Below are 11,882 nucleotides of genomic sequence, written 5' to 3'. Positions count from 1 at the left end.
CACGTAGGAGATGTAATTCCATGACAGACGCACTCAAGCGCCTCTCCGAGGAAGGCGTCGCGATCTGGCTGGACGACCTGTCGCGCAAGCGGATCACGTCCGGCAACCTCGCCGAACTGATCGACCAGCAGCACGTCGTGGGCGTCACCACCAACCCGTCGATCTTCCAGAAGGCCATCAGCAGCGGCGACGGCTACGAGCAGCAGCTCGCCGACCTCGCCGCCCGCAAGGTCACCGTCGAAGAGGCCATCCGCATGATCACGACGGCGGACGTCCGTGACGCCGCCGACATCCTGCGCCCGGTCTTCGACGCCAGCGGCGGCCAGGACGGCCGGGTCTCCATCGAGGTCGACCCGCGCCTCGCGCACAACACCACGGCGACGGTCGCCGAGGCCAAGCAGCTCGCCTGGCTGGTCGACCGCCCCAACACGCTCATCAAGATCCCGGCCACCCGGGCGGGCCTGCCGGCCATCACCGAGGTGATCGGCAACGGCATCAGCGTCAACGTCACGCTGATCTTCTCGCTGGAGCGCTACCGCGAGGTCATGGACGCCTACCTCGCCGGTCTGGAGAAGGCCAAGGCCAAGGGCCTGGACCTGTCCCTGATCCACTCGGTCGCCTCCTTCTTCGTGTCCCGCGTGGACACCGAGATCGACAAGCGGATCGACGCGCTCGGCACCGACGAGGCCAAGGCCGCCCGCGGCAAGGCCGGTGTCGCCAACGCGCGGCTCGCCTACGAGGCGTACGAGGAGGTCTTCTCCTCGGCCCGCTGGCAGGAGCTGGACAAGGCGCAGGCCAACAAGCAGCGCCCGCTGTGGGCCTCGACCGGCGTGAAGGACCCGGCCTACAAGCCGACCCTCTACGTCGACGAGCTCGTCGCCCCCAACACGGTGAACACCATGCCAGAGGCCACCCTCCAGGCCACCGAGGAGAGCGGCCAGATCCGCGGCAACGCGATCGCCGGCACCTACGAGCGCTCCCGCGCCGAGCTCGACGCCGTCGAGAAGATCGGGATCTCGTACGACGAGGTCGTGCAGCTCCTGGAGGACGAGGGCGTCGAGAAGTTCGAGGCGTCCTGGAACGACCTGCTCAAGTCGACCGAGGCGGAGCTGGAGCGCCTCGCACCCTCGGAGGGCTAAACCTTGTCCCCTCTTTCCGGTTCCGGAGCCAATCCGCTCCGCGACCCCGCCGACCGACGGCTCCCGCGCATCGCGGGGCCGTCGGGCCTGGTCATCTTCGGCGTCACGGGCGATTTGTCCCGGAAGAAGCTCATGCCCGCCGTGTACGACCTCGCCAACCGGGGTCTGCTTCCGCCGGGCTTCTCGCTGGTCGGCTTCGCCCGCCGTGAGTGGGAGCACGAGGACTTCGCGGCCGAGGTCCACGACGCGGTCAAGGCCCACGCCCGTACGCCGTTCCGTGAGGAGGTCTGGCAGCAGCTCATCCAGGGGATGCGCTTCGTCCAGGGCACCTTCGACGACGACGACGCGTTCGAGCGGCTGCGCGCGACCATCGAGGAGCTCGACAAGGCACAGGGCACGGGCGGCAACTTCGCCTTCTACCTGTCGGTGCCGCCGCGTTCCTTCCCGGTGGTCATCCAGCAGCTCAAGAAGCACGGGCTGGCGGACCAGAGCAGCGGTTCCTGGCGGCGCGCGGTCATCGAGAAGCCGTTCGGCCACGACCTGAAGTCGGCCGAGGACCTCAACAAGGTCGTCCACGAGGTGTTCGCCCCGGACCAGGTCTTCCGGATCGACCACTACCTCGGCAAGGAGACCGTCCAGAACATCCTGGCGCTCCGCTTCGCCAACCAGATGTTCGAGCCGATCTGGAACCGGTCCTACGTGGACCACGTACAGATCACCATGGCCGAGGACATCGGCATCGGCGGCCGGGCCGGCTACTACGACGGCATCGGCGCCGCCCGTGACGTCATCCAGAACCACCTCCTCCAGCTGATGGCCCTCACGGCCATGGAGGAGCCGTCCTCCTTCGACGCGGACGCGCTGGCCGCCGAGAAGACCAAGGTGCTCGGCGCGGTGCGGCTGCCCAAGGACCTGAGCCGGGACACCGTCCGCGGGCAGTACGCGGAGGGCTGGCAGGGCGGCGAGCAGGCGGTCGGGTACCTCCAGGAGGAGGGCATCGACCCGCACTCCAAGACGGACACCTACGCCGCGATCAAGCTGGAGGTCGACAACCGCCGCTGGGCGGGCGTCCCCTTCTATCTGCGCACCGGCAAGCGGCTGGGCCGCCGGGTCACCGAGATCGCGGTCGTCTTCCAGCGGGCGCCGCACTCCCCGTTCGACTCCACGGCCACCGAGGAACTGGGCTCGAACGCGATCGTCATCCGCGTCCAGCCCGACGAGGGCATCACGGTCCGGTTCGGCTCCAAGGTGCCGGGCACCTCGATGGAGATCCGGGACGTGTCGATGGACTTCGCCTACGGCGAGTCCTTCACCGAGTCCTCCCCCGAGGCGTACGAGCGGCTGATCCTCGACGTGCTCCTCGGCGACTCGAACCTCTTCCCGCGCACGGAGGAGGTCGAGCTGTCCTGGAAGATCCTCGACCCGATCGAGGAGCACTGGGACACGCACGGCAGGCCCGCCCAGTACCCGTCGGGTACGTGGGGGCCGGTCGAGGCGGACGAAATGCTCGCACGAGAGGGACGGAGCTGGCGCCGGCCATGAAGATAGACCTCACGGACACCACGGCCAGCAAGATCAACAAGGCGCTGGTGCAGGGCCGCCGGGCCATCGGCACACCCGCCGTCGGCATGGTGCTCACGCTGGTCATCGTCACGGACGAGGAGAACGCGTACGACGCCCTGAAGGCCGCCAACGACGCCTCGCGCGAGCACCCCTCGCGCACGCTCGTGGTCATCAAGCGCGTCACCCGCACCCCCCGCGACCGCACCCAGTCCCGCCTCGACGCCGAGGTACGCGTCGGCGCGGACGCGGGCACCGGTGAGACGGTGATCCTGCGACTGCACGGCGAGGTGGTCCACCACGCCCAGTCGGTCGTCCTGCCGCTGCTCCTGCCGGACGCCCCCGTGGTCGTCTGGTGGCCGGTGGAGGCGCCGCTCGACCCGGCGAACGACCCGCTGGGCGCGCTCGCCCAGCGCCGGGTCACCGACACCTACGCCTCCGAGCAGCCGGTACGGGACCTCGGTTCCCGCGCCGACACCTACACCCCCGGCGACACCGACCTGTCCTGGACCCGCATCACGCCCTGGCGCTCCATGCTGGCGGCGGCGCTGGACCAGGTCGCCGTCGAGGTCACGGGCGTGGAGGTGGAGGGCGAGGAGTTCAACCCCAGCTGCGAGTTGCTGGCGATGTGGCTCGCGGACCGGCTGGACGTGCCCGTCAAGCGGTCGCTGTCGTCGGGCCCCGGTCTGACGGCGGTCCGGATGGCCACCGACCACGGTGCGATCACCCTCGACCGCGCGGACGGCTCGCTGGCGACCCTGTCCATCCAGGGCCAGCCGGACCGTGCCGTCGCGCTCAAGCGGCGCGAGACGTCCGAGCTGATCGCCGAGGAACTGCGGCGGCTGGACCCGGACGACACCTACGCCTCGGCGCTGCGCTTCGGCGTGGACCGGCTGAACGGGGCGGCGGGGCCGATGCCTTCCTTTCGTGACCGGGCTTCCTACACGGGGCCCTTCAGCGGAGGAGCGGCCGAGCCCGTCGGGTCAGGGGCCGGAGAGTCCGTCACCTCGGGAGCCGGAGAGTCCGTCGACGGAGGAGCGGAAGGGGCCGGGCGGCGAGTCCCCGTCGGCGACGATCCTGCCGAGGCTCCCGAGGCGCAAGCGCCCGAAGCGGAACCGGTGAAGAAGGCGGCGGCACAGTGAGCACTCCCCAGCTGGTCGTGCACCGCGACAAGGAGCTGATGGCCCAGGCCGCGGCGGCCCGGCTGATCACGAAGATCGTGGACGCGCAGGCCTCTCGGGGCTACGCGTCCGTGGTCCTCACCGGCGGACGCAACGGCAACGGTCTGCTGGCCGCGCTGGCGGCGGCTCCGGCCCGGGACGCCGTCGACTGGGGCCGGCTCGACCTGTGGTGGGGCGACGAGCGGTTCCTGCCCGAGGGCGACCCGGACCGCAATGTCACCCAGGCCCGCGAGGCCCTGCTGGACTCGGTGCCGCTGGACCCGAAGCGCGTGCACGCCATGCCCGCGTCGGACGGTCCGCACGGCGCGGACGCGGACGCCGCGGCGGCCGGTTACGCCGAGGAACTGGCCCGTGCGGCCGGTCCCGAGAACCACGGCGCGGTACCGACCTTCGACGTGCTGATGCTGGGCGTCGGCCCGGACACGCACGTGGCGTCCCTGTTCCCGGAGCTCCCCGCGGTCCGGGAGACCGAGCGCACGGTGGTGGGCGTCCACGGCGCCCCGAAGCCGCCGCCCACCCGGGTCACCCTGACCCTCCCCGCCATCCGGGCCGCCCGCGAGGTGTGGCTCCTGGCGGCGGGCGAGGACAAGGCCCAGGCCGCCGCCATCGCCCTGTCGGGCGCGGGCGAGATCCAGGCTCCGGCGGCCGGCGCGTACGGCCGTCAGCGCACCCTGTGGCTCCTGGACTCGGCGGCGGCCTCACAGCTGCCGAGGTCGCTGTACCCCCCGGCGTCCCCCTGACGCCGTCGGCTCCCTGAGCCGCAGGACGAACCCGGAACCCGTACGGTCAACCGCCGTACGGGTTCCGGCCGTTGTAGGGGTTCCCTGCATTGTGCGGATTGCCGCCGTTGTACGGGTTCCCGGCGGGCGGGCCGTACGGGCCGGTGCCCTGCTGGTAGGGGTTGCCGTACCGCTGCCCGTACGGGTCGCCCTGCGGCGGGACGTGCGGCGGAGCGTAGGGCGGCGCGCCCGGGGGCATGTGCGGCGGCATCGGAGGGGTCATCGGAGGGGTCATCGGCGGAGCGAACGGCGCCCGGGCGTGCGGGTGGCGGGCCAGGTGGATGCCGTGGTGCTGCTTGAGGCGGTTCAGCTCCAGGAAGGCGATGCCGGTGACCGTCAGGGGCGCACCCAGGATGAACAGCAGCCCCAGGGCGAAGCCGAGGCCGTGCAGGTCTCCGGTGAACAGGTCCGGGAGCGCCATCAGCCAGGTCGTGACCGTGGCGAGCAGCGGCGGCAGGGCCCGGTGGACACCGGCGGTGCCGAAGAAGTTCGCCCCGACGTGCCAGGCACCCCGGGCCACGAAGACGACCAGCCAGAGCACCAGCGGGACGACGAGGAGGGCCGCGATCCCCACCCCGCTCGCCGACTGGAGCAGCACGACCGTGAGCACGATCGACCCCACGAAGAGCAGCAGCAGCTTCAGCGAGTTGACCAGCGGTTCCTTGAGCGCCGCCACCGTGCCGCCGCGCCGCCAGACGTAGAGCATCACGCCGACCGTCAGCGGGGTGATGAACAGCAGCACGGCGGACGCCGTCAGCATGTTCTCCAGCATCTCGTCGAAGGCGAACCCGCCCTCGACGAAGGTGTAGACACCGACGGCGGCGATCGTCCCCGCGATGAGGCGGATCTTCTTGAGCTGCTCCACCGACGGGTCGACGGCGTCCGGTATCCACGCCGGATGGAACACCGCGCGGGATGCGTGCTTGGGCCTCAGCAGATCCCGCGCGGACAGTCCGCCGCCGGTCCAACCGCCTTGCGAGCCAGCCATCTTGAACTCCCCCGAGCCATGCCCTCCATGATCGCGGGGAGTCTACGGGAAGCGGGCGGTTGCCCGCCGCCCACTTCTCCGCGTCGACGCCGCTCGGGTCACTCCCGCCCGCGCAGCTCCCGGTAGGTGGCGACCAGCGCCCGCGTGGACGCGTCCAGGCCCGGTACGTCCGCGCCCTCGGTCAGCGCGGGTTCGACCCGCTTGGCGAGGACCTTGCCCAGTTCGACGCCCCACTGGTCGAAGGAGTCGATGTTCCATACCGCGCCCTGGACGAACACCTTGTGCTCGTACAGCGCGATGAGCTGGCCGAGGACCGAGGGGGTCAGTTCCTTCGCCAGGATCGTGGTGGTGGGGTGGTTCCCCTTGAACGTCTTGTGCGCGACCAGCTCTTCCGGGACGCCCTCGGCGCGGACCTCGTCCGGGGTCTTGCCGAAGGCGAGGGCCTGCGTCTGGGCGAAGAAGTTCGCCATCAACAGGTCGTGCTGCGCCCTGAGCTGGTCGCCCAGTTCGGCGACCGGCTCGGCGAAGCCGATGAAGTCCGCCGGGATCAGCTTGGTGCCCTGGTGGATCAACTGGTAGTACGCGTGCTGCCCGTTGGTGCCCGGCGTACCCCACACGACCGGACCTGTCTGCCAGTCCACGGGCCGCCCGTCCCGCCCGACGTACTTGCCGTTGGACTCCATGTCGAGCTGCTGGAGATACGCGGTGAACTTCGACAGGTAGTGGCTGTAGGGCAGCACCGCGTGCGACTGCGCGCCCAGGAAGTTGCCGTACCAGATGCCCAGCAGGCCCAGCAGCAGCGGCACGTTGGACTCGGCGGGCGCGGTGCGGAAGTGCTCGTCGACCAGGTGGAAGCCGTCGAGCATCTCGCGGAACGCGTCCGGGCCGACGGCGATCATCAGGGAGAGGCCGATCGCCGAGTCGAAGGAGTAGCGGCCTCCCACCCAGTCCCAGAACTCGAACATGTTGGCCGTGTCGATGCCGAATTCGGCGACTTTCCCGGCGTTCGTCGACAGGGCGACGAAGTGCTTGGCGACGGCCGCCTCGTCCCCGAGCGCGTCCAGCACCCACTGGCGCGCGGAGGTCGCGTTGGTGATCGTCTCGATGGTGGTGAAGGTCTTGGAGGCGATGATGAACAGCGTCTCCGCCGCGTCCAGGTCGCGGGTCGCCTCGTGCAGGTCGGCGCCGTCGACGTTCGACACGAAGCGGACCGTGAGGTCGCGGTCGGTGAAGGCGCGCAGCACCTCGTAGGCCATCGCCGGACCGAGGTCGGAGCCGCCGATGCCGACGTTGACGACGTTGCGGATGCGCCGGCCCGTGTGGCCCGTCCACTCCCCCGAGCGCACCCGGTCGGCGAACGCGGCCATCTTGTCGAGGACCGCGTGCACCGCGGGCACGACGTCCTCCCCGTCGACCTCGATCACGGCACCCGCCGGGGCGCGCAGCGCGGTGTGCAGGACCGCACGGTCCTCGGTCGTGTTGATCTTCTCGCCGCGGAACATGGCGTCCCGCAGCCCGAACACGTCCGTCGCCGCGGCCAGCTCGCGCAGCAGCCGCAGGGTCTCGTCGGTGACGAGGTGCTTGGAGTAGTCGAGGTGCAGATCGCCCACCCGGAGCGTCCAGCCGGCGCCGCGTTCCGGATCGGCGGCGAACAGCTCCCGCAGCCGCACCTCGCCGAGTTCCTCGCGGTGCTTGGCCAGCGCGGCCCACTCGGGTGTCTGGTTGAGCCTCGTACGACCGTCAGCGTTCATGTCCGACTTCAGCCTTCTTTCGTGCCTGTCCCAGCTTTTCCAACCTAGTTGATCAGCGCACGGCATGAGCTGTCGTGGCGCCGTCCACCGGTGCACCAACAGGTACGTGCCGCTTGAACGCCGGTATCAACGACGCGACGGACAGGGTGAAGAAGACGGCGGCGAGCAGCGCCGGGGTGTTGAGCCCCCAGGCGGTGGCCGCGGCCCCGCCGAGCAGCGCCCCGACGGGTGCCCCGGCGACGGCGAGGGTCCGGAAGGCGGAGCTGACCCGGCCCAGCATTCCGGCGGGGCTGCGTTCCTGCATGAGGGTGGTGGTGTTGACGTTCCACACCATGCCCATCAGCCCGAACACGGCCATCGCGGCGACCAGCGCGCCCAGGTCGCGCACCGTGCCCATCACGACGAGCGCGCCGATCTGCACGCTCCCGGCGAGCAGCACCGCCCGTACCCGTCCGAGGCACGAGACGAGCCGCCGGTTGACCGCGCCCCCGGCCAGGGCGCCGACGGCGCAGGCGGTCGTCGCCGTCACGTACCCGGCACGGCCTCCCCCGTGCCAGCCGGTGACCAGGAGGACCATCGTGGCGATGAGGGCGCCCACGCCGATGTTGCACAGGGCGGTGGCGGCGCACAGGCCCCGCAGGGCCCGGTCGCCGACCAGGGCGCGCACTCCCTCGGCGATCTCCCGGCGCAGGGTGCTCCCCGCGGCCCGGGGCGCGCGCTCGGGCGGGGCGGGCCGCAGCGAGGCCACCAGGGCGGCGGCCAGCAGGAACGTCGCCGCGTCGGCCGCGAAGGGCAGTGCGGCGCCGCCGGCGAGGAGGAGCGGGACGACGGGGGCGCCCAGCAGCCCGCCCGCGATCTTCTGCCCGGTCATCAGCCGGGCGTTGGCGCTGCCGAGGGCGTCGCCGTCCACCAGGGAGGGCAGCAGCGCCGTGGAGGCGTTGTCGAAGAGGGTCTGGAGCGTGGTCAGGGCGAAGGCCAGCGCGATCAGCAACCCGATCGAGGCGTGCCCGAGGGTGACGGCGACCGCGAAGCAGGCGACGAGCAGCCCACGCAGGGCGTCCACCGTCCACATCGCGCGCCGCTGGTCGACCCGGTCGGCGACGGCACCGCCGAGCAGCCCGAACAGGAGCCAGGGCAGATAGCCGCAGGCGGTGACCGCGGCTATCGGCAGCGGCTCGTCGGTCAGGGACACCGCCAGCAGGGGCAGCGCCGCCGTCCGCAGCGCGTCCCCGAAGCTGGAGAGCACGGCGGCTCCCCACAACCGTCCGAACCCCCCGCGCCAAGCGGGCGCGCGTACCGCCACAGCCTCGACCGTCGCCACGGTTCCCCCTCACGATTCGTCCGCACCTGAGCGATGCACAAACCGTAGAGGTCACCACTGACAGCCGGTTGAGGCTGTGGACAACTCGGGCCCTGTGGAGAAACAGGGGCCCTAAACGGCTCCGGTCAGGCACCCGTGGGTGCCTGACCGGCCGTCAATTCCTAGATCTCGCCTCGCAGTTTGGCGAGCGCCTCGGCGAGGATCGCCTCGCCGTCCGCGTCGCTGCGCCGCTCCCGTACGTACGCGAGGTGCGTCTTGTACGGCTCGGTGCGCGGCGGGTCCGGCGGGTTGTCCCGGTCCTGCCCTGCCGGAAAGCCGCAGCGCGGGCAGTCCCAGGTTTCGGGAACCTGCGCGTCGCTGGCGAAGCTGGGCTGCGTCTCGTGCCCGTTGGAGCACCAGAAGGAGATGCGCAGCCGCGGCGCGGACTCGCCGCGCTCGGCCTCGCCCATCGGCCCCGCCCCGACCCGGCTTCCTCGGATCGCGTTGCCACTTGCCACGGTCGTAACTCCCTGCGTGATGGTGCCGCGAAGCGAGTCGGCGTGTCGCTTCGTTGCGAGCGCCTCAGTCTACGTAAGGCCCAACGCGCGTCCAGTGGTTGGAGTTACAGCTCCCGCACCTAGACGCAAGCCCCATGATAGGCCGCGCTCAGCTGCGCGTACCGAACATGGGGCCTTACGTGCGGATTGTGCGTGGCGGTCAGCTGTTCGTCTTCATGAGGAGACCGAGCACGATGATGCACGCGAACCACAGGACACCGACCACGATGGTGATCCGGTCGAGGTTGCGCTCGGCGACCGAGGAGCCGCCGACGGACGACTGCATGCCGCCACCGAACATGTCGGAGAGGCCGCCGCCCTTGCCCTTGTGCATGAGCACCAGCAGCATCATCAGACCGCTGAAGACGATCAGGGCGATCGAGAACCCCATAACCACGGCTGGACCAACTTCCTCGGATCTGGACGGACGACAGGGGCACAGCCGAAGAGCCGTGCCCCCGCAAGGGTACGACGGAACGCCGCTACCGCATACTCACCTCTTGCCGGTTCGCCTGCGGGGCGCCCGCCTCGGGCTCACTGGTCGCGGAAGCGCACGATCTTGACGAACTCGTCGGCGTCGAGGGACGCGCCGCCCACGAGGGCGCCGTCGATGTCGGCCTGGGCCATGATCTCGGCGACGTTGCCGGACTTCACGGAGCCGCCGTACTGGATGCGGACCTGGTCGGCCAGCTCCTGGGTGTACAGCTCGGCGAGCTTGGCGCGGATGGCGGCGCAGACCTCCTGCGCGTCCTCGGCGCCGCAGACCTTGCCGGTGCCGATGGCCCACACGGGCTCGTAGGCGATGACGACGGACTCGGCCTGCTCGGCCGGGAGGTCCTTGAGGCCGCCTTCGACCTGGGTGAGGGTGTGGGCGACGTGGTTGCCCGCCTCGCGGACGTCCAGCTCCTCGCCGACGCACAGGATCGGGGTCAGGCCGTGCTTGTAGGCGGCCTTGACCTTGGCGTTGACGACGTCGTCGGTCTCGTTGTGGTACTGGCGGCGCTCGGAGTGGCCGACGGCCACGTACGTGCACTTCAGCTTGGCCAGCATCGAGCCGGAGATCTCGCCGGTGTAGGCACCGGAGTCGTGCGCCGAGATGTCCTGGGCGCCGTACTTGATCTTGAGCTTGTCGCCGTCGACCAGGGTCTGCACGGAGCGCAGGTCGGTGAAGGGCGGCAGGACGGCGACCTCGACGGCCTCGTAGTCCTTGTCCGCGAGGGCGAAGGCGAGCTTCTGGACGTGGGCGATGGCCTCGAGGTGGTTGAGGTTCATCTTCCAGTTGCCCGCCATCAGCGGCGTGCGAGTGGTCATGCGGGGTCAGTCCTCCAGTGCGGCGAGGCCGGGGAGCGTCTTGCCCTCGAGGTATTCGAGGGAGGCGCCGCCGCCGGTCGAGATGTGTCCGAACGCGTTCTCGTCGAAGCCGAGCGTGCGCACGGCCGCGGCGGAGTCTCCGCCGCCGACGACGGTGAACCCGTCCGAGGCGACGAGTGCCTGGGCGACCGCCTTGGTGCCCTCGGCGTAGTCGGGGTGTTCGAAGACGCCCATGGGACCGTTCCAGAACACGGTCGCGGCGTCGGTGAGCTTGCCGGCGTACAGCTCGCCGGTCCTCGGGCCGATGTCCAGGCCCAGCTGGCCCTCGGGCATCTTGTCCGCGTCGACCGCGGAGTGCTCGGTGGGTGCCTTGGCCTTCAGGTCCGGGAAGCCCGGGGAGACCACGACGTCGACCGGGAGCACCAGCTCGACGCCGAGCTTCTCGGCGCGCTCCAGGTACTCGGTGACGGCCGGGATCTGGTCCTCCTGGAGCAGCGAGGTGCCGACCTCGTAGCCCTTGGCCTTGAGGAAGGTGAAGGCCATGCCGCCGCCGATGAGGATGCGGTCGGCCTTGCCGAGGAGCTGGTCGATGACGGCCAGCTTGTCGGAGACCTTGGAGCCGCCGAGGGCCACGGCGTAGGGCCGCTTGACGTCCTCGGTGAGCTTCTTCAGGACGCCGACCTCGGTGGCGATGAGGTAGCCGGCGTAGTGCGGCAGCCGGGCCGGGAGGTCGTAGACGGAGGCGTGCTTGCGGTGGACCGCGCCGAAGCCGTCACCGACGTAGACGTCCGCGAGGGCGGCCAGCCGGTCGGCGAACTCGCCGCGCTCGGTGTCGTCCTTGGACGTCTCACCGGCGTTGAAGCGGAGGTTCTCCAGGACCGCGACCTGGCCGGGCTCCAGGCCGTTCACCGCGTCGTGCGCGGCGGGGCCGACGGTGTCCTGGGCGAACGCGACGGGCGCGCCGAGGAGCTCCGCGAGCCGCTCGGCGGCCTGGATCAGGGAGAACTGGGGGTCCGGGGCGCCCTTGGGACGGCCCAGGTGGGAGGCGACGACCACCTTGGCGTCCGCGTCGGCGAGGGCCTTGATCGTCGGCAGGACGGCGCGGATGCGGCCGTCGTCGGTGATGACACCGTCGGCCATCGGCACGTTGAGGTCGGCGCGGACGAAGACCCGCTTGCCCGCGACGCCTTCCGCGAGAAGTTCGTCGATCGTCTTCATATAGGGGACTCCTGGGGCTCCTGGAGGACGGCTCTGGATCGTACGAAAGCTGGTCGCACGAGCGGGGGCCCGGACGGCGCGTCGTCGCGCCGCCCGAG

General features: G+C 70.7%; 11 protein-coding genes. 4 read left to right on the top strand and 7 right to left on the bottom strand.

From position 1 onward, the window contains the following. Positions 1-20 precede the first annotated feature (20 nt). From tal to pgl, 4 genes are read left to right on the top strand one after another with little or no spacing between them, the layout of a single operon-like run. A complete protein-coding gene (tal, locus tag ACIPSE_RS19380; RefSeq protein WP_401664174.1) occupies positions 21-1,139 on the top strand; it encodes a transaldolase in 1,119 nt (372 codons plus the stop codon). 3 nt (positions 1,140-1,142) lie between these two features. Next, positions 1,143-2,681 (top strand): glucose-6-phosphate dehydrogenase, encoded by a 1,539-nt coding sequence (gene zwf, locus ACIPSE_RS19375; protein ID WP_401664171.1) that lies wholly within the window; start codon positions 1,143-1,145, stop codon positions 2,679-2,681. After that, entirely contained in the window at positions 2,678-3,841 is a 1,164-nt protein-coding gene (gene opcA, locus ACIPSE_RS19370) for a glucose-6-phosphate dehydrogenase assembly protein OpcA (protein ID WP_401664168.1), read from the top strand. The genes zwf and opcA overlap by 4 nt, the downstream gene beginning before the upstream one ends. Then, positions 3,838-4,620, top strand: a complete 783-nt coding sequence (pgl, locus tag ACIPSE_RS19365) for a 6-phosphogluconolactonase (RefSeq protein WP_401664165.1) — start codon at positions 3,838-3,840, stop codon at positions 4,618-4,620. Before opcA ends, pgl begins: the two co-directional genes overlap by 4 nt. 46 nt (positions 4,621-4,666) lie before the next feature. On the opposite strand, the gene ACIPSE_RS19360 is transcribed toward pgl, so the two are convergent. The 7 genes from ACIPSE_RS19360 to ACIPSE_RS19330 form a co-directional block, all read right to left on the bottom strand. Next, on the bottom strand, positions 4,667-5,647 hold the full coding sequence (locus ACIPSE_RS19360; RefSeq protein WP_401664163.1) for a hypothetical protein: 981 nt from the start codon (positions 5,645-5,647) through the stop codon (positions 4,667-4,669). Between the two features lie 98 nt (positions 5,648-5,745). Then, complete coding sequence (gene pgi / locus ACIPSE_RS19355; protein ID WP_401664160.1) at positions 5,746-7,398, bottom strand: glucose-6-phosphate isomerase; 1,653 nt, start codon at positions 7,396-7,398, stop codon at positions 5,746-5,748. Between the two features lie 52 nt (positions 7,399-7,450). Then, complete coding sequence (locus ACIPSE_RS19350; protein WP_401664158.1) at positions 7,451-8,719, bottom strand: MFS transporter; 1,269 nt, start codon at positions 8,717-8,719, stop codon at positions 7,451-7,453. Between the two features lie 161 nt (positions 8,720-8,880). Next, the gene (locus ACIPSE_RS19345) at positions 8,881-9,216 is read right to left on the bottom strand and encodes an RNA polymerase-binding protein RbpA (RefSeq protein ID WP_003976875.1); all 336 of its coding nucleotides are present in this window, start codon (positions 9,214-9,216) and stop codon (positions 8,881-8,883) included. A gap of 199 nt (positions 9,217-9,415) precedes the next feature. Further along, the gene (gene secG, locus ACIPSE_RS19340) at positions 9,416-9,646 is read right to left on the bottom strand and encodes a preprotein translocase subunit SecG (RefSeq protein ID WP_401664457.1); all 231 of its coding nucleotides are present in this window, start codon (positions 9,644-9,646) and stop codon (positions 9,416-9,418) included. Positions 9,647-9,789: 143 nt separating this feature from the next. After that, positions 9,790-10,566 carry a triose-phosphate isomerase gene (gene tpiA, locus ACIPSE_RS19335; RefSeq protein WP_401664155.1) on the bottom strand — a complete coding sequence of 259 codons (777 nt, stop codon included), beginning with the start codon at positions 10,564-10,566 and terminating at the stop codon, positions 9,790-9,792. Between the two features lie 6 nt (positions 10,567-10,572). Then, positions 10,573-11,784, bottom strand: coding sequence for a phosphoglycerate kinase (locus tag ACIPSE_RS19330; RefSeq protein ID WP_401664152.1), 1,212 nt, complete (start codon positions 11,782-11,784; stop codon positions 10,573-10,575). Positions 11,785-11,882: the final 98 nt, after the last annotated feature.

The sequence above is a fragment of the Streptomyces sp. NPDC090106 genome, from assembly GCF_044747265.1.
Lineage (GTDB): Bacteria > Actinomycetota > Actinomycetes > Streptomycetales > Streptomycetaceae > Streptomyces.
Note: the sequence above shows the minus strand (reverse complement) of the source record. Positions and strands in the feature narration are given on the sequence as shown.